This is a genomic window from Aeromonas enteropelogenes (assembly GCF_000819845.1).
GTDB lineage: Bacteria > Pseudomonadota > Gammaproteobacteria > Enterobacterales > Aeromonadaceae > Aeromonas > Aeromonas enteropelogenes.
In genome coordinates, this window is record NZ_CDCG01000046.1 from 159,190 (window position 1) to 181,181 (window position 21,992).

Genomic DNA, 21,992 nt, shown 5'->3' on the forward strand with positions numbered 1-21,992 from the left:
CGATGTCTGACATTACTCTTCCCACACGATGGAGCGTGAAGGCCACTGCTCGCCGATATCGGCATATTTTTGCTCCAGCAAGTGGCGGCGGATCTTCATGGTGGGAGTGAGCACGCCGTTCTCGATATTCCAGGGTGTCTTCACCACCAGGATGCCACGCAACTTGGCATGAGCCTCCAGCTGATCGTTGACCCGGTTGCGGGCCGCCTCCAACTGGGCCTCAACCGCTCCCCTGTCCCCCTTCATGGCGCTTTCGGCGAGCTGCACCAGGGCGATGGGTTGCGGCATGCCATAACCAATCACGCACAGCTGCTCTATGATGGACTCCTGCCCAAGCAGCCCCTCTATGGGGACAGGCGCCACATACTTGCCCTTGGCGGTCTTGAACACATCCTTCATCCGCCCCGTGATGGTGAGATACCCCTCCCTGTCCAGCTTGCCCATGTCGCCGGTATGGAGCCAGCCATCCGCATCGATGGCCTCGGCGCTGTGCTCGGGATCCTTGTAGTAGCCCAACATCATGCCTTCGCAGCGACAAAGGATCTCCCCTTCATCGGAGATCTTGATGGTCACGCCAAGCCCCGCCTTGCCGACGGTGCCAATCTTGTCGGCCCTGAACGGGTAGTTGATGGTGGAGTAGGCATGGTTTTCGGTCATGCCCCAGGCTTCGGTGACATTCAGGCCGATGCTCAGGTACCACTCAAGCAGGGCCGGTGACACAGGCGCCGAGCCACAGCCCAGCACACGCGCCTGATCCAGCCCCAGCCCCTTTTGCAGCTTGCTCTTGATGAGGCTGGAAACCAACGGGATTTTGAGCAGCAGATCCAGTTTCTTCTGGGGCAATTTCTCGAGGATCTTGATGCGGAACATGGCCCACAGGCGCGGCACAGAGATGAACACGGTGGGACGGCAGCGCTTGACGTCCTCGATAAAGGTGTCGAGGGATTCGGGGAAAGCGATGGTGGCACCGCCAAACAGGCTACCGCCATAGATGTAGACCCGCTCTGTGATGTGAGCGAGGGGCAAATAGGAGAAGCCGCGATCGGTCTGGGTCAGGCCGACCGTTTCCACCAGCTTCTCGCAGGACCAGGCGTAGCGCTCGACGCTCAGCATGGCCCCTTTCGGCTTGCCGGTACTGCCGGAGGTGTAGACCAGGCTCAGCAAGGAGTCCGGCGCCTGCACCGGGCTGTCGGGAATGGGCTCGTGCGCCTCCAGCAGGTCGTCCCACTGGTGGCTGGCCGGCATGGTGTCATAGGGAAAGGCGATACGCAGCAGATCGGCGGGGACGCCGGCCTCCTGACTCTTCCAGTCATCCAGCTTGCCGACGAAGATGGCCTTGGCTTCGCTGTGGCGCAGCACATATTCGATGGTATCGACGTTGGCGGTGGGATAGATGGGCACACTCACATACTGCCCCATCTGCATGGCGAGATCGGCGATGAACCACTGGGCGCAGTTCTTGGAGAGCAGCGCCACCTTGTCACCGGCAACCAGCCCCAGATGACGCAGGGCCGTCACCATGCGCCGCGCCTCTTCCGCCACTTCACCCCAGGTGAAGTCGACATATTCGCGGTTGATGGTTTGTCGCAGATAAATCCGATCAGGACACTGCCGCTCCCAGTGATAGAGCATCTCGAGCGGCAGTTTCTTGGCAATATGTGATGTGGAAGCCATAGTTTAATCCCTGAAACAAAAGGCGATACTTATTATTAACCTTTTGATAACTATCAGGGAAGCAGAAACTCATACTTCCGTTTGAAATTTGTTTTTGATCAAGCTTCCGCTTGTTGCTGCAGGCGTTTCCACATGGTCTGCACCAGCTCTTCATCCTGCTCGGAGAGCTCCCCCTGCAAGATGGCCTCGTTGAGACTGCGCAGCACATAGCTCTTGACGTCGCGCACCAGGGTCTTGCCTTCCAGCTCGGCCCGGGCCACCGCCAGCGAGATATGCCCCCGCAAGTATCCTCCGGCAAACAGCTCATCGTCTGTCGCGGTGGCAACCATGTCGTCGATCAGTCCCAACAACTTGTGCTCAAAATCGTGAATCGTCATGTAACGCAGCCTCATTTCCGGGGTTGCCGGCAAAATAATTCGGGGGTATGGAACCGCAATCCGGTTGATTGCGGCTCTCTGGCGCCAGGCCAGCGGCTTCCTTGACGTCCTATTCCGGGTTGGCCACCGGGTAGATGACCTGATCCTTGTATCCCGTGGTGATCAGCAGATAACCACTCAACGCCCGGTTTAATTCGGGATCATCGGTATCCACCAGCAGCGGTCGGCCCTCAAGCGCGGCCAACTTGCTCTTGGTCGCCAGCACCTGGATATTTTCCAGCCCGACACACCGAATCACCTCTGGACTCAATTGCTGATTTCCGCGCCCGAACAGATGTCCCTGACCGCCAATCAGGGTAATGATCAGGCGGCAGTGACGGCCGTGGATCCGGGTCAGGATCTCGGCGGCGGACAGATCCTGCCCGATAAGCCGGCCATTTTCCACCAGATCCACACCGAGCAAGGTATTTTCCAGGCCAAGCTCCGCCATGCAGGCGGCCACCGTGCTGCCGGACCCCATCAGGTAGAGAACATCGGGTTCCATTTGCTCCACAAAACCGGCGGCCAGATCCGCCAGCACCAGCTCTTCGGACTCCTTGCCCCCCTGCTTGACCGCCTGTACGTAACGCAGATCGCCTGGCACCAGCAGCTGGCCATAGTGACGGGCACGCACCTTGCCCGCTCGAAATGCCTCTTCATCTATATCCATCACCTCGGCATCGATAAGGCTGAGCAGCTCCCCTGCGATCATCCGTGCCGCCACCCTGCCCGTCGCGGCAGGGGTCACCCCGTAGACCCCCGAGTGGATCTTGCAGCCCGCCGGAATGCCGAGCACATGGCACGACTCCCCCACCGCCGCACAGATATCCCGCGCCGTGCCATCGCCGCCGGCAAACAGCAACAGATCGACCCCGGCGTCGCGCATCCGCTCGGCTGCCTGGCGGGTGTCGGTGGCACTGGTGGCCTCCCCTTCGGGGTGGTAGACAATCCGGCAGGGCAAACCAAGAGAACGGGCCAGCGCCTCCCCCATCTCGCCGACGACCGTCAGCAACTCGAACCGCTCAGCCAGCTCGCACAGCGGCAACAAGGCCTGCCGTGCCCGCTCCTGGGCCCTGGGCACGGCGCCACGAGCAAGCGCCTCTTCCACTACGCCATCACTGCCCTTGAGACCAACAGCCCCGCCAATGCCGGCAACCGGATTAATGATGAGTCCTAATCGAAACATGCGTCCCTCCCTTGCGATGGCGACCATTCTTATCTTTTCGCCACACTGGGACAAGCGGTATCCCCCTGTTAAAATGTTCCGTTTCGTTTTTCCCTATCAAGGTGCAATTATGTTGGAATGGGTTCTTGACCCCTCAGCCTGGGTCGCTCTCGCTACTCTTACCCTGCTCGAAATCGTACTTGGCATTGACAATATCATCTTCATCTCCATCCTGGTCGGCCGCCTGCCCGAGGCCCAGCGCCAGAAGGCGCGCATTCTGGGACTGGCGCTCGCCATGGGCACCCGCATCCTGCTGCTGCTCTCCCTGGCCTGGGTGATGCGCCTCACCAGCCCGCTCTTCACCGTGCTGGGCGAGGCCATCTCGGGGCGCGATCTGATCCTGTTGCTGGGGGGCCTGTTTCTCATCGGCAAGAGCGCCCACGAGATCCACGCCACTCTGGAGGGCGCGGCCGAGCCGGAGAGCACGACGGCCGTCGCCTCCGGCTTTGTCAGCACCCTGCTCCAGATCGCCATCCTCGATATCGTGTTCAGCCTGGATTCCGTCATCACAGCGGTCGGCATGGCGGATCACGTGCCCGTCATGGTACTGGCCATCATGATCGCCGTCTTCATCATGATGTTCGCCGCCAAGGCCATCGGCGATTTTGTCGACAGCCACCCCACCATCAAGATGCTGGCGCTCTCCTTCCTCACCCTGGTGGGCTTCGCCCTGATGGCGGAAGGACTGGATGTGCACATTCCGAAGGGGTACATCTACTTCGCCATGGCCTTCTCGCTGGTGGTGGAGATGATCAACATTCGCCTGCGCAGCCACACGGCTGCCAGCGGGCAGAAATAGCCATCACGATCGCAGGATCAAAAAGAGCGCCTCCCGGGGCGCTCTTTTGCTATGTACACGACATGTCTGGCTGGCTCTTGCCTTATTCGTTGGCAATCACGATAGCCACTCGACGATTGTCTGCCCGTCCGGCCGAGGTGCGATTGTCGGCTACCGGGGCCGTATCACCACGCCCGCGGACCTCGAGGTTGGCCGGCTTCATGCCCACCGAGACCAGCACATCCGCCACCGACTGGGCCCGTTTCACCGAGAGCTGCTGGTTATAGGCGGCGTCACCCGTGTTGTCGGTATGACCGTCTATCCTGGCCTTGTCGAGGCCCACCTTCAGCAGGGAGTTGCCCAGCGTTTCCACCGCCTGGCGGGTCTGTGGCGTAAGCTTCCCGACGTTGTTGGCAAACAACACCCGGTTGGCAAAATCCAGCGTCCAGCCTTCATCGGTCAGATGAAAACCTTGCTCCTTCAATACCGTCACTTGTTCTTCGGTCAATCCCCTGGGCGGACTCTGACAGCCAGCCAGCAGGGAAAACAGCAGGCCAAGTACGGCGGCCTTGAGGGAGAGGGACATCTTCATGGTTACGACTCCTTAACGACTTCCATTCACGCCGTCCTGGCGGCATCAACCTCCTCTCGACGGGCGCGTTTTGCCAGATACATGGCACTGTCAGCCAGCGCACAAAGCTCGCTGGCACTTGTCCCGGGCTGATGGATGGCAAACCCTATGCTGATCCCGGCGACCAGCTGCTGCCCATCCCGCAATACCACAGGATCCTTCATCGCCTGCTGAATACGAGTGATCACCTCTTCCACATCCATAGCCTGATGGGCGGGACTCAACAGTATGGCGAATTCGTCTCCCCCGAGGCGGCACACCAGATCCTGCGGCCGCAGCTGGTGCTGCACACGCTTGGCCAGGGTCACCAGCACATCATCGCCGGCGTTGTGCCCGAGGGAATCATTGATCTGCTTGAAGCGATCACAATCAAGGTAAAGCAGTGCAAAGGAGCTCCCCTCCTGCTCCACCTCTATGATGGCCTGCTCCAGACGAGCCTCGAACAGTGCCCGATTGGGCAGCCCCGTCAAGGCATCGTGGGTCGCCTGATGCAACAGGCTGGCATTCTCGCGAGCCTGATGCTGCTGCCAGGCCTGCAACTCGTCGAGCAGGGAGTTGAAATCCTCCCCCAGCTCGTTGAGCTCAACGATGGCAGCGGGGCTGGCGCGCATCCCAAGGGTGCGCTGGCGACGCACCGAGTGGGCAACCTGCGCCAGATCCCGCAGCGGCCCAATGATAGACACCTGCATCCGTCCTGCCACATAGAGCGCCCCCATGGCGCTGAGCAGCAGGCAGACCAGCATCACCAGCAACACCGCCAGCAAAAACAGCAACAGCGATTGTCCGTGTCCCCTGACCCGCACTTCGGCGATCACTTCCTTGCCCCGCATCATGGACTCCCGGGCAGGCCCCGGCAGTATCCGTTCGGCCAGGTAGTTCTCCAGCCCCGCCAGGGGGGTATTCGTGGCTCGACGCCAGTTTGCCAGCAGGGTGCCATCGGGCAGATAGATCTGCGCTTCGGCAACCTCTTCACGCTCGGCGATGGTTCTGAGCGCCTCGTTGGCCGCCTCCTCATCCCGGAACACCACGGCCGCCTCTGCGGTATAGCTGATGGCTCGGGCCACCAGCTCCAGATTGTGCTCCGCATGGAACCGCATGGCCAGCAAGGCGATCAGGGTGAGGAAGATCCCCACTACGCAGGCCGAGGTGAAGGCGGCCATCAGGTGGGTACGTCTGAGGTTTTGGTGCAGGGTCAGTCGTTGATCACGGGAGCCTGGCCAGGCCGTCATGGAGCCCCCCTATTCGCCTTGGCAAGCTTGAGGACGGCGGGATGGACCCGCACACCGCTCAGGGCCAACGCATCCAGGTTGACGTCGAAGCGAACCCGCTCGCTCGCGGGATCCGGCTGTAAACAGAAGACCGCACTGGCACTGCACTCGGCATTCTGTTCACTGATGCTGAGCACGGCCCGGCCTTTCAGGCGGGAAAAGAGGTCGAGCCGGGTCGTCTCATCCACCACTCCCAGATAGAGGACATCACAGTGATCGCGGATGGCAGGATCCGTCACCCCGTAACGATTGACGCTCACCGCTCTCCCATTGCTCTGCCCCGTGATGGAGAAGAGGGCGCCGGCATATTCGGTCGGCGCCACCACACACAGACGCAGCACCTCGGGCTCCACCGGCCAGCGGGTGTAACTCATGATATCGAGCACCAGCTCCTTGACGGCACTCGCCCGCACCTCGGCAGCCGTCTTCGCCGCGGCGATGGTCCCCGAAGGAAACACCAGCCCCAGTACCAGCAACAGGAGTGACAGGCGGACAACAACGCCGGGGGAAGGAAATAACATCAGGATAAAACCGCCTCTCTCTATCACCGCCATCGTGCGGTTTCGGTACATGAACTGGAGAGAGTAAGGGGCCCGGCAACCCCTTGACAAGTCCGGATCCGGTCCCGATGGTCGGGTCGTACAAATAAAAACGGAGCCCATATTTCAATGGACTCCGTTGGATGCAAGGGGCGGGAGGAGATTACTTCTTGCCGATCCCGTATTCCCGCAACTTGTTGGCGATGGCGGTATGCGACACACCCAGCCGTTTGGCGAGCTGGCGGGTCGACGGGAAGGCCGGATAGAGCCGTGCCAGCAACTGACTCTCGAAGCGCTTCACCGCATCGTCGAGATCCCCCTCGAACCACTCGTCAATAAGCGGCATGGCCTCGGCGGCCACCGGCAGATCGATCTGCTCGGGACCCAGCTCATCCCCTTCCAGCAGGGTCATGGCCCGATAAAGACAGTTGCGCAGCTGGCGCACGTTGCCGGGCCAGCGATAGGCGGTCAGGTAATCGGCCATGTTGCGGGTAAAGCGCGGACGCGGGCGCTGCAACTCGCTGGCAAAGCGGGAGACAAACTGCTGGGCCAGCGCCATGATGTCCGCCTTGCGCTCGCGCAGGGGAGGCAGACCCAGACTCAGCACGTTGAGGCGATAGTAGAGATCTTCCCGAAACTTGCCTTCATGCACCAGATCCAGCAGCTGTTTCTGGGTGGTGCAGATGAAGCGCACGTTGACCTTCACCTCCTGCTCGTCGCCCACCCGGCGAAATACCCCGTCCTGCAGCACTCGCAGAAACTTGGTCTGCAAATGGGGAGACATGTCGCCGATCTCGTCCAGCATCAGGGTGCCGCCGCTCGCCAGTTCCAGCACGCCGCGCTTGCCCTCGGTGTTGTTGCCAAAGGCGCCGGGGGCATAGCCAAACAGCTCGCTCTCGGCCACGTTGTCCGGCATGGCGGCACAGTTGAGGGCCATGAAGGGGTGGCTGGAGCGCAGGCTGGCGCCGTGACAGGCGCGAGCCAACAGCTCTTTGCCGGTGCCGGTCTCGCCGACAATGAGCAGCGGGGCATCCTGCATCGCCAGCTTGCGGGCCTGGGCCAGTACCTCTTTCATCTTGGGGCTTTCGGCCTGCAGATGCTCAAAGCCCCCTACTTCCACCGCATGGAGGGCGCTGAAATGCATGCCGACCCGACGGGCGGACTTGAGTACCACCACGGCGCCGGCCAGGGCCTGTTTGCCCTTCTCCTCGGCCACGAACAGCGGCATCAGATCCGCCAGATACTCCTCGCCATGGATGGTGAGTTTGCAGGTCTGGGGCTTGATCTCGCTCGCCTCCAGCCAGCGACCGAAGGAGAAGCCCTTGACCAGGGAGCCCAGCGCCACGCCGCGCACCTCCTCCACCGGCAGGCCGAGGGTGGTGAGCGCCGACTGGTTGGCCTGGGTCACCTTGCCCTTGCTGTCGAGGGAGAAGACCAGATCCGGCAACGCCTTGAGCAGCGCCTCGATCTCGTGGTGTTCCCGTTCGGAGGGCATGTAGGGGATGGTCTTGACGTCATAGACGCCGGGAATGCGGCGGATCTCCGGCATCAGGTGCTGGAAATCGCGAAACTCCAGCTCGGGAAAGTTGAGATAGATGATGCCTGAGGTATCGATTTCGATGCCGCGCAGATCGATGTTGTGCTCCACCAGGCGGTCGAGCAGTTCCCGGGTCAGGCCCAGGCGGTCTTCACAGCTGACTTCAAGACGCATTCGGGACACACTTCCTAGCTAACTCTATGAATGACGGGATAATACAGACTCGCCCCCCCCAGTGCGAGCGCCAGCCCATAAAAATGCGGGCCTACCCCGCTTTCGCCGGGCAGGCCCAGGTCAACCCATGACGCTTATTTGAGCAGCTGATCGGTGCACACCGCCATGATGAAATCGTTGCGGTGCAGCTCCCCAATTTTGTGGATCCACCAACTCACGGTCACCATATCGCCCACTCGATGAGTGGTGGCGTCTTCACTTCAGCAGCTCATCCGTGCGTGCCGCCATGATGAAGTCGTTACGGTGCAACCCGCCGATCTTGTGGGTCCACCAGCTGACAGTGACCTTGCCCCACTCGGTCAGGATGGCCGGATGATGAAACTCCGCCTCTGCCAGCTCGCCGAGCCGGTTGGTGAAGGTCAGCGCCTCCTTGAAGTTGCGAAAGACGAATTCGCGCCTCAGCTGCAGCGCCCCCTCCACGACCAGCGGCTGCCAGTCGGGGATGAGATGCATCAGTTCGCTCAGCTCCTGATCGCTGACTTTGGGGGCATCGGCGCGGCACGCTTCACACTGCTGGCTCGCCAGTTCGGACATGGGACTCTCCTTGTTACTCTCTTGATGGGGATCACGAAAAACCGGTGACATTCAGCTCGCCTGCTTGCCCGCGGCGGGGGCAAAGCGTGGCGGGCGCAAGCCAAGGCGTTTGGCCTCGGCCAGCGCGGCCAAGATCTCCTCCCCGGTCAGTCGGTAGAGGATATCGAGGCTTGGCAGCACAAAATAGGTGGGCTGCATGATATCGATGCGATAAGGGGTGCGCAGCACCTCGAGCAGGTCGAAGGGTTGCAACAGCGGCTGGCCCGAGAGGGCATAGGCGGTCTCGCCGATGGAGGAGAGAATGCCCCCGCCGTAGATCCGAAGACCCGCCGGGCTTTCGATCAGGCCAAACTCCACAGTGAACCAGTAAAGGCGCGCCAGAAAGACCCGCTCCTCCTTGCTGGCCTTCTGCCCCAGCTGGCCATAAAGATGAGTGAAGTGGGCAAAAGCGGGATTGGTCAGCATGGCGCAGTGACCGAAGATCTCGTGAAAGATATCCGGCTCCTGCAGGTAGTCGAGCTCGTCCCGATGGCGAATGAAGGTCGCCACCGGAAACTGGCGATTGGCCAGCAGGGCGAAGAAGCGATCGAACGAGATGAGGGCAGGTACCGCGGCCACCGACCAGCCGGTGACCTCTTGCAACACGGCGTTGATCTCTGCCAACTGGGGGATGCGATCCCGGGGCAGGCCGAGGCGGGCTAGCCCCGCCAGGTACTCATCGCACGCCCTCCCCTCCAGCGCCTCGAGTTGGCGGGCGATCAGGATCTGCCAGGTGCCATGATCTTCATCCGGGTAGTGAATGACGCCCCGGGCATCCGGCTGATATGCGGTGTAAAGCGTTGTCATAGCGGTTCCATCTCTCGGCCCGGTGCGGGCTCCCTGACACTCTCTTGATCACTGTAACGTTTCGCCCCGCAAAAAAGCAGCCGACCCGAGGGTCGGCTGGTGGCAACAAATGTAAATAATTTGTGACAACCATTCTAACTAGGCTGCTAGAGCTTGACCATGATGTGGCGCGGCACCGTGTAGTCCTCCAGGGCGTAGAGGGAGAGATCCTTGCCGTAGCCGGACATCTTCATGCCGCCGTGTGGCATCTCGGAGGTGAGCATGAAGTGGGTGTTGATCCAGGTGCAGCCGTACTGCAGGTGGCTGGCCACCTTGCTGGCAAGGCCGAGATCCCGGGTCCAGACCGAGCTGGCGAGGCCGTAGTCGGAGTCGTTGGCCCACTGCACCACCTGCTCGGCGTCGGTGAAGCGGGTCACCGACACCACGGGGCCGAACACCTCCCGCCGCACGATCTCATCCTCCTGACGGGCATGGGCGATCAGGGTCGGCTCGAAGAAGAAGCCGTTGCCGGGGCGGATCTTGCCTCCCGCCGTCACCTCCACGTGGCCGCTGCTTTGGGCCCGTTCCACGAAGCTGGCCACCCGGTTGCGCTGCCGGTCAGAGATGAGCGGCCCCATCTCCACTCCCTCCTCGCGCGGGCCGCCCACCTTGATGGAGGCCACCGCATCCGTCATGGCGGCGACGAACTTGTCGTAGATCTTGCCCTGGGCATAGATGCGGCAGGCGGCGGTGCAATCCTGGCCGGCGTTGTAGAAGCCAAAGGTGCGAATGCCCGCCACCACGGCCTCCAGATCCGCATCGTCGAAGATGATGACCGGCGCCTTGCCCCCCAGCTCCAGGTGGGTGCGCTTCATGGTGCGGGCGGCGCTCTGCAGGATCTTCTGGCCGGTGGCGATGTCACCGGTCAGCGACACCATGCGCACCAGCGGGTGCTCCACCAGCGGTGCCCCCACGCTCTCGCCCCGGCCGCAGACGATGTTGATGACGCCGCGGGGGAAGATCTCGCTGGCGATCTCCGCCAGGCGCAGGGCGGTGAGGGGGGTCTGCTCGGAGGGCTTGAGCACCACTGTATTGCCGGCGGCGAGCACCGGGGCCATCTTCCAGGCCGCCATCATCAGCGGATAGTTCCAGGGGGCGATACTGCCAACCACGCCGATGGGGTCGCGGCGGATCATGCTGGTGTGCCCCTCGATGTACTCCCCCGCCAGCGGTCCCTGCAGGCAGCGGGCGGCGCCGGCGAAGAAGCGGAAGCAGTCCACCACCGCCGGCAGCTCATCGTTCAGCACCGCCAGATAGGGCTTGCCGCAGTTGAGGGATTCAAGGGCCGCAAACTCCTCGGCGTGGCGCTCGATGGCATCGGCCAGACGCAGCAGCAGGGTGCTGCGTTGGGCCGGGGTGGTGCGGCTCCACTGGGCGAAGGCGCGCTGGGCGCCGTTCACCGCCCGGTTCACCTGCTCGAACGAGGCTTCTGGTACCGAGGCGAGAAGTTCCCCGGTGGCCGGGTTGAGGATGGGCTCGGCCGGGCCGTCACCGGTGACGAACTGGCCATCGATCAAGAGTTGGGTAGAGAGTTTCATGGTTGCATCCTTGCGCACGCGTTGAGTCGTTATTTGCCACTGCCGGCGACGTCCTGGCCGTCGCGGGTGAGGTAGTAGGCAAGCAGAATGGGAATGGTGGTGAAGGCCACTATGATGAGCGCCACCACGTTGGTGACCGGCCTGTCCCGTGGCCGGATCAGCTCCTGATACATCCAGATCGGCAGCGTGGTCTGCTGGCCGGCGGTGAAGGTGGTGACGATCACCTCGTCAAAGCTCAGCGCGAACGCCAGCATGCCCCCCGCCAGCAGGGCGGTGGCGAGGTTGGGCAGGATCACGTAGCGCAGAGTCTGGAAGCCGTCGGCGCCGAGATCCATCGACGCCTCGATGAGGCTCTGATTGGTACGGCGAAAGCGCGCCAGGGCATTGTTGTAGACCACCACCACGCAGAAGGTGGCGTGACCGATGACGATGGTCCAGAAGCTGAAGGGGATCTCCATCACCCCATAGGCGGAGCGCAGCGCTATGCCGGTGACGATGCCGGGCAGGGCGATGGGCAGCACCAGCAAGAGCGACACCACCTCCTGGCCGAAGAAGCGGCTGCGGGCGATGGCCCCCACCGCCAGGGTGCCGAGTACCATGGCCACCAAGGTAGCAAGCCCGGCCACCTCCAGCGACAGCTGGATGGCGCGCCACACATCGGGGCGGTTGAGGGTCACCTCGAACCACTTGAGGGTGAGCCCGGGGGGCGGGAACTGGTAGCTCTTGCTCTCGCTGGTGAAGGCGTAGAGGAAGATGAACAGGATCGGAAAGTGCAGGAACAGGAGACCGCCGATGGCCGCGTACTTGAGCAGGCCGGAAGGCTGGCTGCCATGGTCCCGTTTCATGGAGGTATTAGAGCGCATCGAAGGCCCCCAGGCGTTTCGCGATGGTGAGGTAGATGGCGATGATGAGGATGGGCACCAGCGAGAAGGCGGCGGCGAAGGGCAGGTTGCCCGCCGTGCCCTGCTGCATGTAGACCACCTGACCTATGTACATGGTGGAGTTGCCTATGATGCCGGGGATGATGTAGTCCCCCAGCGTCAGAGAAAAGGTGAAGATGGAGCCCGCCACCACGCCGGGCAGGGCCAGCGGCAGGATCAGGGTGCGAAAGGTCTGGGCCGGGGTGGCGCCGAGATCGCCGCTCGCCTCCAGCAGGGAGCGCGGGATCCGCTCCACCGCCGCCTGGATGGGCAGGATCATGAAGGGCAACCAGACGTAGACGAACACGATGAAGGTGCCGATGCGGGAGAAGGAGAGCGACGGCCCGCCGATCACCGGCAGCGAGAGGATGGCGTCCAGCAGCCAGTCCAGCCCCAGGGTGTCTGCCAGCCAGCTGATGACCCCCTCCTTGGCCAGGATCAGCTTCCAGGCGTAGACCCGCACCAGATAGCTGGACCAGAGCGGCAACATGATGCCGACGTAGAACAGGGCCCGGGTCTTGCCGCTGGTGTAGCGCGCCATATAGTAGGCCACCGGGAAGCCGAGCAGGGCGCAGGCCAGGGTCACCAGCAGCGACATGCCGACGGTGCGCAGGATCACGTCCAGGTTCTCCGCCCGCAGCAGGGCAACGAAGTTCTGCAGGCCCAGCTCGTGGCGGATCTGGCCGCTGAACTCGTCCAGCCCGAAGAAGGCGTTGGAGAGCAGCATCAGCAGGGAGCCCACATAGATGATGCCGAGCCAGAGCAGGGGCGGCCCCAGCAGGATGGCCAGCAGCAGGCCGGAGCGACCGTAGAGCAGGGTGGAGAGGCGCCGCAGCGACCTGACGCGAACGGAGTCGGTAGCGTGGCTCATGGCAAGGCTCGCACTGTGGGGGGCGCTCATGGTTGAGCTCCCTGGTGGGCAGTGTGCAGGCGATGGATCGCCTGCTCCGGCCAGCTGAGGCTGACCCGGGCGCCACGGGGCAGGCGGGCCTGGCCCTCGTTGGGGTGGTTGACGATAAGCTCGAGCTGCTCACCGAGATCGACCCGGTAGCGCACGAAGGGGCCGAGGTACTCCACCTCGCGCACCTCCCCGGACCAGCCGGGGCTGCCAGCTTCGGCGAGGCGGATCCGCTCCGGGCGCACCATCATCTGGCGCTCATCGCCACACAGGCGGCGGGCCTGCTCTCCCTCGAACAGATTGACGGTGCCGACGAAGCGGGCGACGAAGGGGGTAGCGGGGGCATCGTAGATGGTATCCGGCGCGGCGATCTGCTCGATCTTGCCCTGATTGAAGATACAGATACGGTCGCTCATGGAGAGCGCTTCCTGCTGGTCGTGGGTGACGAAGATGAAGGTGATGCCGAGCTGGCGCTGCAAGGCTTTCAGCTCAAGCTGCATCTGCTCGCGCAGCTTGAGGTCGAGCGCCCCGAGCGGCTCGTCCAGCAGCAGGATGCGCGGCTGGTTGATCAGTGCCCGGGCGATGGCGATGCGCTGGCGCTGGCCGCCGGAGAGCTGGCCGGGTTTGCGGTTGCCGACGTCGGGCAGGCGCACCAGCTCCAACATCTCGTCCACCTTGCGGTAGCGCTCGCCCTTGGCCACGCCCTTGAGCATCAGGCCGTAGCCGATGTTGTCGCGCACATCCATGTTGGGGAACAGGGCATAGTCCTGGAACACGGTATTGAGGTTGCGATCATAGGGGGGCACGGTGGAGCAGGGCTCGCCGAACAGCCGGATCTCCCCCTCGCTCGGGTATTCGAAGCCCGCGATCATCCGCAGGCAGGTGGTCTTGCCGGAACCGCTCGGCCCCAGCAGGGTGAAGAACTCGCCGGCGGGGATCTGGAAGGAGATGTCATCAACCGCGGCCACCTCGCCATAGTGGCGGCTGACCCGGTCAAATTGTACGGCTGTCATGGTTCGTCCTTGTCTATGGGAAGCGGACCGGACGCCTGTCCGGCCCTGTGGTTACAGCATTGCCAAGTCTGGATCAGCGGCCACCCAGGATGGCGATATAGTCCGAGACCCAGCGATAGCACAGAGGACACGCAGGTCCCCTGCCGCTGGGATACGGCCTTGTTCTACCAGCATCAGCGGCCACCCAGGATAGCGATATAGTCCGAGACCCAGCGGTAATACGGCACGCAGGTTCCCTGGCTCTTGCACTGGGAGACGGGAGTTCGCCAGAAGTGCACCCGATCGAAGTTGTCGATGCCGTTGGTCTTGCACCCCTCTTTCCCGAGCAGGGCATTTCCCTCGCAGGCGGCCGGCACCACGGGCACGGAACCGAACCAGGAGGCGAGATCCCCCTGCAACTTGTTGTTGAGGGAGTGCTCCAGCCACTGGTAGGCGCAGGTGAGGTTTTTGGCGCCACTGTGCACCATGCTGGTATCGGCCCAACCGGTGACCCCTTCCTTGGGCACCGTCGTGGCGACGGGCTGCTTGTCGGCGATCAGGGTATTGGCCTGGAACGGCCAGGAGTCGGAGGCCACCACCCCCTCGTTCTTGAAGTCATCGATCTGGACGAAGGCGTCGTGCCAGTAGCGTCCCACCAGCTGGCGTTGCTGGCGCAGCAGGTCGAGGGAGGCCTTGTACTGATCCTCGTTCAGTTCATACGGATCCTTGATACCGAGGGCCGGCTGATGGGTCATCAGATAGAGGGCCGCATCGGCAATGTGGATGGGGCCGTCAAACGCCTGCACCCGCCCCTTGTTGGACTTGCCGTCCGCCAGGGTCTGCTCCTCGAACACCACACTCCAGGAGTCTGGTGCCTTGGGGAACACCTTGGTGTTGTACATCAAGATGTTGCCTCCCCACTGGTAGGGCACGCCGTAGTGCTTGCCGTCCACCGTGTGCCAGGGAGCATTCTGCAGACGGGGATCTATCTTGCCGTAGCTCGGGATGAGCGCCAGGTTGAGCGCCTGGACCTTGCCACCGGCGATGAGGCGCAGGCTGGCGTCGCCGGAGGCGGTCACCAGATCGAAGCCCCCCTCGTTCATCAGTGCCACCATCTCGTCCGAGGTGGCGGCCGTCTTGACGTTGACCTTGCAGCCGGTCTCTTTCTCGAAGCCGGTGACCCAGTCGTAATTCTTGTCGGTCTCGCCGCGTTCCACGTAGCCGGCCCAGGCCACTATGTTGAGCTGGCCTTCCCCCTTGCCGAGGGTGGTGGGGGCTGCCTGGGTCTGGCCTGCCAGCAGGGCGGGGATCAGGGCCAGGGTGAGGGGGGTCAGTTTCATCTTGCTCTCCTTGCATGATTGGCAACCGTGGCGGCGCCACAGTAGGCATTAACATCCTGTTAACCAGTCATGAGCGTAGGAGAAGCCGGGAGCAATGAGAATTTCAATTTTTAACGGCTTTGGTATCTGTAAAATCGATATCGAGTGCAGATGAATCTGATTTTTAGCGACAACCCCGCCTGATCCATTCGGTTAGCGGGAAGCCTGCTGGCGAGCCCGCAGCCGGCTCTGATCCCGCGCAATGTCGATAAACTCGCGGGCGGTCCACTCCAGCCGGGAGCCGCGTCGCCACACCAGGCCGATGTCGATGGCGGGGATCGGCTCCTTGATGGCACGAGCCTCGACCCGCTCCTGCTCCAGCGACCAGGGGCGATAGGCAAAATCCGGCAGCAGGGCGACGCCGAGCTGGCTCGCCACCAGGCTGCGCACCGCTTCCACCGAGGCTGTGCGCAATACGGTGCGCGGCGCAACGCCGTAGCGACGCAGCCCGCCGCCGATGATCTGATCCAGCTGATCGGCGGTCAGCGAGATCATGGGCTCCTCCCCCAGCGCCTTGAGAGAAAGGGTCGACTCGGCGCAGAACGGGTGGTTGGCGGCAAGCCAGAGCCGCAGCGGCGAGCGAGTCAGCAGTTCGGTATCGAACGCCTCTTGGCGGATGGTGCGGTTGGTCATCAGGATCCCCACGTCCACCTCGCCGTTGACGATCTGGTGCTCAAGATAGGGCTGCTCATCCTCCTTCACCTCGATCTGCACCGCCGGAAAGGCGCGGCGAAAGCGGCCGAGCGCCTCCGACAGGTAGTAACCGGCCACCAAGGTCGTCACGCCGATAGTGAGCCGCCCCTGATCCTGCTGGGCCACCGCCTTGAGGGAGTGGCTGGCTTCGGTCATGGCGCCGAGGATGCGGCGAGCGTGCAGTAAAAACTGGTGGCCTTGGGTGGTGAGGCTGACCCCACGCGGGTTGCGATCGAACAGGGGGGCACCGAGCTCGGTCTCCAGCTCGCGGATGGCGCTGGTGACAGCCGACTGGGAAATATGCAACTCGGCGGCGGCGCGGCTCACTGAGAAGCTGTCGGCCACCGCCACAAAATAGCGGATCTGGCGAAAGGTAAAGTTCATCTGGCATCCTTGCCGTAGAGCATCGGTCGAATGGCCAGCTTACCCGCAATGCTCGCCGGACAACAATGCACACAGGGATCACAGTTGCCGAACCGGAGGGCCAACACGACGCATCCCCGCCACCCTTAAACAGGATCGGCGGGGATGCGATGCTCCTCATGTCATCGAAAGGCAGGATCAGCCTTTGTTGAGATAGCCCGCCAGCTGGCCGATCAGCCGCTTGCGCAGCTCACCGAGTTTGGGTTTCTCATCCGCGCACCAGGGCAGCGGGCGGCACGCCTCTATGGTGCGCAGACCAAGGCGAGCGGTGAGCAACCCTGCCCCCACCCCTTGCGCGGCGCGGGCCGAAAGCTTGGCGGTGAGCTCGGCCCCCAGCAAGTCCATCCCCACCTCGGTCACCAGCTCGGTGGCACCGGCGTAGAGCATGTTGCGAAACACCTGGCGAATGAGGCGAATGCGGCTCCAGTAACCAAGCTCGATGGCGTAGACATCGGCGATGTCCTCGATCATCCGCAGGTTGCGCCACAGCATCAGCATCATGTCGACGGTGGCAAGCGGGCTCAGGGCCACCAGCACGGCGGCTTCCCCCGACCACTTGGCCACCCGCGCCTGGGCCAGCTTGTCGCGCTCGCCGAGCACCAGCTGGCTGTAGAGGGTCAGCACCTCCCGATCGCTGTGGCTCTCGTCGAGCTGGCCAAGCCAGCTCTGGTATCCTTCGCGCCCCTTGTCACCGCTGCGCTCGGCCAGCTGTTCGCAGAACGCCTGCCCCTGCCCGACCCCTTGATGGGCCAGCAAGTCTTCGGCCCGCGAGCGCACATCCTGGCGCTTCTTGAGGGTGCGCAGCCGCAACCACTCGCGCCCCACCACCCCGGCGGTGCCCACCGCCACCAGGCCGGAGGCCAGCAGCCAGGCGCAGCCCCAGAGCGGGGTGGTGAGAAATTGATCGTAGAGGAAGGCGCCATACTGCCCCAGGGAGAGCAGGCCGACTGCCCCCAGCCCCCAGGCGAGCAGCCGATGACGCCGGCGCGGCCGCAGGGTCAGGGCCGGTTCCACCTCGGTGAGGGCATCGAGATCGTCGAGGCGCTCGAAGCTGGTCTCATCAAGACGCTGGGCGGGGGCCGGTGCTCGCTCCTCGCTCGCCACTTTGAGGGCTGGCTCCAGGATCACCTTGCCCTGCAGCGATGCGTTGGCATCCCCGTGCGGTTTTCTCTGATCGTTCATCACTTTTTCTCCTGTACGCGGCGTGTCGGTACGGCACGACAGCGCGCACGACTCATTCGAGATGATCCCCGAGCAAAAACTCCAGCGCCGCATCGAGCCGGATATGGGGCAGCGCCTGATGGGCACTCATGGGCATGGGGCGAAACGCCTGAAAATCAAAGCCCTGGGTGTTCCACCATTGCGCGGGCGGAATATGGGAGGGCACCTCGCCCGGGAACAGCAAGAGCGGCTCACCCGAGAGGCTGGTGCCACGGATAGCGGGAAACTCGCGGCCATTGGCCACCCCCTTGCCCACTTCGGTCGCCTTGATGGCGGCCAGCGCCAGGCACTCTGTGGCGATCCCCTCAAAGCGGGCCTGACCGCGACCACTACGCACCAGATGCTGAAGCAGGGAGACCAGGGGACCGTGCTGCTCCGGCGTCACGTGATCCGCCTTGCTCGCCACAAACAGCAATTTGTCGATACGCGGCGAGAAGAGCCGGCACCACCAGTTGCTCTTGCCGTAGGCAAAGCTCTCCATGATGCGAGCAATGGCCTGTTGCATGTCGCCAAAGCTGGCGGCGCCGGCATTAAGGGGCTGCAAACAGTCCACCAGCACGATCTGGCGATCAAAGCCCGCGAAGTGCTGCTCATAAAAACCCTGCACCAGGTGCTGCTTGTACTGCTCAAAACGCTGCTTGAGGGTGGTGTAGAGGGTGCCATCGACGGGCTCACCGGCAGGCTTGTCCCACACCCAGGGCACAAACTGCAGCATGGGGGCACCAGCATACTCCCCCGGCAGCACGAAGCGACCGGGCTGGATAAGGTGCAGTCCCAGCTCCCGCTTGCAGGCGTGCAGATAGTCGGTATAGCGCTCGGCAAGCTGGGCGACCGGCCGCTCCTCGAAGCCTTGATCCGCTTGCCAGGCGGGCGTCAGCCAGCCGGCGGCAAGGGTTTGCAACTCGGGGCGGCGCAGCTGATCACGCACTTGCTCGCTCCACTGCTCATAACTCATCTCAAGTAACGGCAGATCGAGCAGCCACTCCCCCGGATAGTCCACCAGATCCACGTAGAGGGTGGAGATCTCCCCCAGGTGCTTGCGCAGGGGATGACGGGTGCGATAACGGATTTCGAGGCGTACCTCGGCTACCCCGCGAGTGGGCTCGGGCCAGGCCGGCGGATCGCCAAACAGGGAGTCGAGGCCGCGCTCGTAGGCAAAGGTGGGAATGTGGGGATTTTGCTGCGGCACCCGGCGGGCACCGAGAATGCGCCCCTGGCGCAGGGCATCCCACAGAGGCAGACGGCCGTCAATAGCTGCATGTTCCAGCTGGTTGACCAGGGCGGTGATGAAGGCGGTCTTGCCGCTGCGAGAGAGGCCGGTCACCGCCAGCCGGATGTGGCGATCCCGAACCCGGTTCACCACGTCGTTCGCCTTGTGTTGCAGGCGATTCAACTTCTGTTCCAGTTTATTGAGTATCAAGGCTGATCCCGTTCTCCCTAGCTTGGTGATTGGGTTGGTGATGGTGTTACTGATTGGCTTGGATAGTCTCCCCGTCCAAACACTCGCCTCTGCCGATGGGCACCTGCCGCCACCTTGGTGGCGGCAGGTACCTGTCTGCGGGGTGAGAGGTTCGCACAAGGCCGGTGGCTGGCTTACAGCTTGCGAAACTCCCGCTGCAGGGTGAACTCCTTGGAGGTCACCAGCTTCTCGATCTGCTGCAACCTGGGCTCCAGTGCATCGAGCTCGCGATTAATCCGCCCCAGAGCCTGATGGGGGGTGATCCCCGCCTGCCAGCTGCGCGCCTTCATTCGTACCTCGGCAAAGGCCTCTTCCTCCTGCTCATAGAGAGTGACCGGCTTCTTGTCGAGCAGAAACCAGGCCGCCATATAAGCCGTGAAGGTAATAAAGCCGGCGAAGATGAGGCCACTGATGGCCAGCAGGCGCACGATCCAGGTCTCCACCCCGAAATAGTCGGCAAGACCGGCGCAGACCCCCGCTATCTTGCCCTGGCGGGGATCGCGATAGAGATTGCGCCCCTCACGATACGCGCTGTTCATACCTTGTTCCTCCAGCCCGGGACTTCAGCGTCCAGAATCGACTCGAGTGCCCCGACCCGCTCCTGCATCTTCTCAGCACGGGCCAGCAGCCCTTGCAGCTGCTCCCGCTCGCTATCGGCCAACCCGGCGCCGATCCGCCCCTTGGCCCGGTAGTGCAGCACCAGCCAGATGGGAGCCACCACCACCATGAAGACCACCATGGGAACCATCAATACACCCAGCAGATCTTCCATCTGTTACTCCCCCTGTTTCGGCGCACTGTCGCCCTGGCCCAGCTTCTGACGCATGGCCTCGAGTTCGCGGCTTATCTGATCGTCCACCTCCAGCTCGGCAAACTGTTGATCCAGCGCCTTGTCGGACTGTCCCAGATCGGCGCGGGCCTCCATCTCGTCGATGCGACGCTCCATGCGCTCGAACTTGCTGACCACCGCCTGGCTGTCACCACGGGCCACCTGGCTCTGCACGTTGAGACGGCTGCTGGCCGCTTCGCTGCGAATGGCCATCGCTTTTTGGCGGGCGCGGGCATCTTCGAGCTTGGCTTCCAGCTGACGGATCTCCTCCCCCAGCTTCTCGATGCCGCTGTCCACCGCCTGCTGCTCGCGCAGGAGCGCATCGGCCAGCTCGGTCTGCTTTTTCTTCTCGATGAGGGCGGCGCGGGCCAGATCCTCACGTCCCTTGGTCAGGGCCAGTTCGGCCTTGGCCTGCCACTCGTCCACCCGCTCCTGATGACGGGCGACCTGACGGCCGATCTCTTTCTGGCTGGCGAGGAAGCGGGCCAGATTGGAGCGCTCCTTCACCAATTCGTCTTCCATCTCCTGGATGATCAGGCGCACCATCTTCTGGGGATCTTCTGCCTTGTCGAGCAGGGCCGTCAGGTTGGAATTGATGATGTCGGCCAGACGGGAAAAAATACTCATGATTGCACTCCTGTTATTGGCATGGCGTTGTTTCTCCATTGACAATGGCAACTTGTGTGCCAATCTGGAACGAAATTTAACTCTTTGATTTATATGGGGGCAGAATGATCGCGCTTCAAGGTGTCCGGTACAAGTGGTGATAAAAATCACCAACTTTTGGTAAGATTGACCAGCTTTTATAACCGACAGGGATCACTATGACCACGGCCACGGAAAGCCTGCTGGGAGAATCCAACGCGTTTCTCGAGATCATTGAGCAGGCCTCACGCCTCGCCCCGCTGCGCAAACCCGTGCTGATCATCGGTGAGCGGGGAACCGGCAAGGAGCTCATCGCCCACCGCCTACATTATCTCTCGACGCGCTGGGATCAAAGCTTTGTCACCGTCAACTGCGCCACCCTGAGCGAGAGTCTGCTGGAAACCGAGCTGTTCGGTCACGAGGCGGGCTCCTTCACCGGCGCGGCCAAGCGCCACCAGGGGCGCTTCGAGCGGGCCGACGGCGGCACCCTGTTTCTCGACGAGCTGGCCACCACCAGCGCCCGGGTGCAGGAGAAACTGCTGCGGGTCATCGAATATGGCGAGTTCGAACGGGTCGGTGGTGCCAAGCCCCTCAAGGTAGATGTTCGGCTGGTGTGCGCCACCAACGAGGATCTGCCGGCGCTGGCGGCCAAGGGGCAATTTCGCCACGATCTGCTGGACCGGCTCGCCTTTGACGTCATCACCCTGCCCCCGCTGCGCGAGCGCCGGGAAGACATTCTGATGCTGGCAGAGCATTTTGCCCACGGCATGACCCGGGAGCTGGGCTATCCGCTGTTCGCCGGGTTCTCGCGAAAAGCGACCCAGCTGCTGCTGGACTACCCTTGGCCTGGCAACGTGCGGGAGCTGAAGAACGTGGTGGAGCGCAGCATCTACCGTCAGGGCAATCCCCAGTTGCCGCTGTCGGATCTGGTGATCAATCCCTTCGACTCCCCTTGGCGGCCGCGCCAAACGGCGGTCGCCACAACGCCAGCCATACCGGAAGAGCGCTCTGTTCCTGCGGGCGGGATGACGCCCCTCCTGGCCCTGCCGCTCGATCTGAAGCAGGCGGTGGCGGAGTACGAGATTAATTTACTCAAGCAAGCGATGCAGCAATCCCAGTATAATCAGCGCAAAGCCGCCCAACTGCTGGCCTTAAGCTATCACCAGTTCCGTGGCATGCTACGCAAGTATCAGTTGCAAGATGGTGACAATGATGCAGAACAGGACCAGACGGAGATCGGTTGAGACCGGCTCTCGCGACACGCCAGCCACGAC

22 protein-coding genes are annotated in these 21,992 nt (G+C 62.7%); 2 read left to right on the forward strand and 20 right to left on the reverse strand.

The genetic code is table 11. From position 1 onward, the window contains the following. Positions 1-12: 12 nt before the first annotated feature. The 3 genes from BN1123_RS20080 to BN1123_RS20090 form a co-directional block, all read right to left on the reverse strand. Positions 13-1,674 (reverse strand): AMP-binding protein, encoded by a 1,662-nt coding sequence (locus tag BN1123_RS20080; RefSeq protein ID WP_042029225.1) that lies wholly within the window; start codon positions 1,672-1,674, stop codon positions 13-15. Between the two features lie 98 nt (positions 1,675-1,772). Continuing rightward, positions 1,773-2,051, reverse strand: a complete 279-nt coding sequence (locus BN1123_RS20085) for a YfcL family protein (RefSeq protein WP_042029226.1) — start codon at positions 2,049-2,051, stop codon at positions 1,773-1,775. Positions 2,052-2,160: 109 nt separating this feature from the next. Further along, positions 2,161-3,276: an ATP-NAD kinase family protein gene (locus tag BN1123_RS20090; protein WP_042029227.1), complete on the reverse strand. Its 1,116-nt coding sequence runs from the start codon at positions 3,274-3,276 to the stop codon at positions 2,161-2,163. Between the two features lie 109 nt (positions 3,277-3,385). Between BN1123_RS20090 and BN1123_RS20095 the strand changes: the two genes are divergently transcribed. Next, entirely contained in the window at positions 3,386-4,114 is a 729-nt protein-coding gene (locus tag BN1123_RS20095) for a TerC family protein (protein ID WP_042029228.1), read from the forward strand. Between the two features lie 82 nt (positions 4,115-4,196). On the opposite strand, the gene BN1123_RS20100 is transcribed toward BN1123_RS20095, so the two are convergent. The 17 genes from BN1123_RS20100 to pspA all read right to left on the reverse strand — a co-directional run bounded on the left by BN1123_RS20100 (position 4,197) and on the right by pspA (position 20,700). Further along, positions 4,197-4,685, reverse strand: a complete 489-nt coding sequence (locus BN1123_RS20100; RefSeq protein WP_042029229.1) for an outer membrane lipoprotein YfiB — start codon at positions 4,683-4,685, stop codon at positions 4,197-4,199. 26 nt (positions 4,686-4,711) lie between these two features. Continuing rightward, positions 4,712-5,953 (reverse strand): diguanylate cyclase DgcN/YfiN, encoded by a 1,242-nt coding sequence (locus BN1123_RS20105; RefSeq protein WP_042029230.1) that lies wholly within the window; start codon positions 5,951-5,953, stop codon positions 4,712-4,714. Next, the gene (locus BN1123_RS20110) at positions 5,950-6,519 is read right to left on the reverse strand and encodes a regulatory sequestration protein YfiR (protein ID WP_082037592.1); all 570 of its coding nucleotides are present in this window, start codon (positions 6,517-6,519) and stop codon (positions 5,950-5,952) included. Before BN1123_RS20110 ends, BN1123_RS20105 begins: the two co-directional genes overlap by 4 nt. Before the next feature lie 175 nt (positions 6,520-6,694). Beyond that, positions 6,695-8,242: a transcriptional regulator TyrR gene (tyrR, locus tag BN1123_RS20115; protein ID WP_042029231.1), complete on the reverse strand. Its 1,548-nt coding sequence runs from the start codon at positions 8,240-8,242 to the stop codon at positions 6,695-6,697. A 255-nt stretch (positions 8,243-8,497) separates the two neighbouring features. Beyond that, positions 8,498-8,836 (reverse strand): 4a-hydroxytetrahydrobiopterin dehydratase, encoded by a 339-nt coding sequence (locus BN1123_RS20125; protein WP_042029233.1) that lies wholly within the window; start codon positions 8,834-8,836, stop codon positions 8,498-8,500. A gap of 51 nt (positions 8,837-8,887) precedes the next feature. Further along, positions 8,888-9,682 (reverse strand): phenylalanine 4-monooxygenase, encoded by a 795-nt coding sequence (gene phhA / locus BN1123_RS20130; RefSeq protein WP_042029234.1) that lies wholly within the window; start codon positions 9,680-9,682, stop codon positions 8,888-8,890. Positions 9,683-9,828: 146 nt separating this feature from the next. Further along, positions 9,829-11,259 (reverse strand): gamma-aminobutyraldehyde dehydrogenase, encoded by a 1,431-nt coding sequence (locus BN1123_RS20135; RefSeq protein WP_042029235.1) that lies wholly within the window; start codon positions 11,257-11,259, stop codon positions 9,829-9,831. Between the two features lie 29 nt (positions 11,260-11,288). Beyond that, positions 11,289-12,104: an ABC transporter permease gene (locus tag BN1123_RS20140; RefSeq protein ID WP_042029280.1), complete on the reverse strand. Its 816-nt coding sequence runs from the start codon at positions 12,102-12,104 to the stop codon at positions 11,289-11,291. Between the two features lie 7 nt (positions 12,105-12,111). Then, positions 12,112-13,080, reverse strand: a complete 969-nt coding sequence (locus BN1123_RS20145) for an ABC transporter permease (protein WP_052449287.1) — start codon at positions 13,078-13,080, stop codon at positions 12,112-12,114. Beyond that, positions 13,077-14,090: an ABC transporter ATP-binding protein gene (locus BN1123_RS20150; protein WP_042029236.1), complete on the reverse strand. Its 1,014-nt coding sequence runs from the start codon at positions 14,088-14,090 to the stop codon at positions 13,077-13,079. Before BN1123_RS20150 ends, BN1123_RS20145 begins: the two co-directional genes overlap by 4 nt. 173 nt (positions 14,091-14,263) lie before the next feature. Then, entirely contained in the window at positions 14,264-15,409 is a 1,146-nt protein-coding gene (locus tag BN1123_RS20155; RefSeq protein ID WP_042029237.1) for an ABC transporter substrate-binding protein, read from the reverse strand. A gap of 192 nt (positions 15,410-15,601) precedes the next feature. Beyond that, positions 15,602-16,525 carry a LysR family transcriptional regulator gene (locus BN1123_RS20160; protein WP_042029238.1) on the reverse strand — a complete coding sequence of 308 codons (924 nt, stop codon included), beginning with the start codon at positions 16,523-16,525 and terminating at the stop codon, positions 15,602-15,604. A gap of 177 nt (positions 16,526-16,702) precedes the next feature. Beyond that, positions 16,703-17,746, reverse strand: a complete 1,044-nt coding sequence (locus BN1123_RS20165) for a YcjF family protein (RefSeq protein WP_042029239.1) — start codon at positions 17,744-17,746, stop codon at positions 16,703-16,705. A 52-nt stretch (positions 17,747-17,798) separates the two neighbouring features. Beyond that, positions 17,799-19,205 carry a YcjX family GTP-binding protein gene (locus BN1123_RS20170; RefSeq protein WP_042029240.1) on the reverse strand — a complete coding sequence of 469 codons (1,407 nt, stop codon included), beginning with the start codon at positions 19,203-19,205 and terminating at the stop codon, positions 17,799-17,801. Positions 19,206-19,378: 173 nt separating this feature from the next. Then, entirely contained in the window at positions 19,379-19,783 is a 405-nt protein-coding gene (gene pspC, locus BN1123_RS20175; RefSeq protein WP_026456298.1) for an envelope stress response membrane protein PspC, read from the reverse strand. After that, complete coding sequence (gene pspB, locus BN1123_RS20180) at positions 19,780-20,016, reverse strand: envelope stress response membrane protein PspB (RefSeq protein WP_025326779.1); 237 nt, start codon at positions 20,014-20,016, stop codon at positions 19,780-19,782. The genes pspC and pspB overlap by 4 nt, the downstream gene beginning before the upstream one ends. 3 nt (positions 20,017-20,019) lie before the next feature. After that, positions 20,020-20,700: a phage shock protein PspA gene (gene pspA, locus BN1123_RS20185; RefSeq protein WP_026456297.1), complete on the reverse strand. Its 681-nt coding sequence runs from the start codon at positions 20,698-20,700 to the stop codon at positions 20,020-20,022. Positions 20,701-20,897: 197 nt separating this feature from the next. On the opposite strand from pspA, the gene pspF reads away from it, so the two are divergent. Beyond that, complete coding sequence (gene pspF / locus BN1123_RS20190; protein ID WP_042029241.1) at positions 20,898-21,962, forward strand: phage shock protein operon transcriptional activator; 1,065 nt, start codon at positions 20,898-20,900, stop codon at positions 21,960-21,962. The last annotated feature ends 30 nt before the right edge of the window (positions 21,963-21,992 follow it).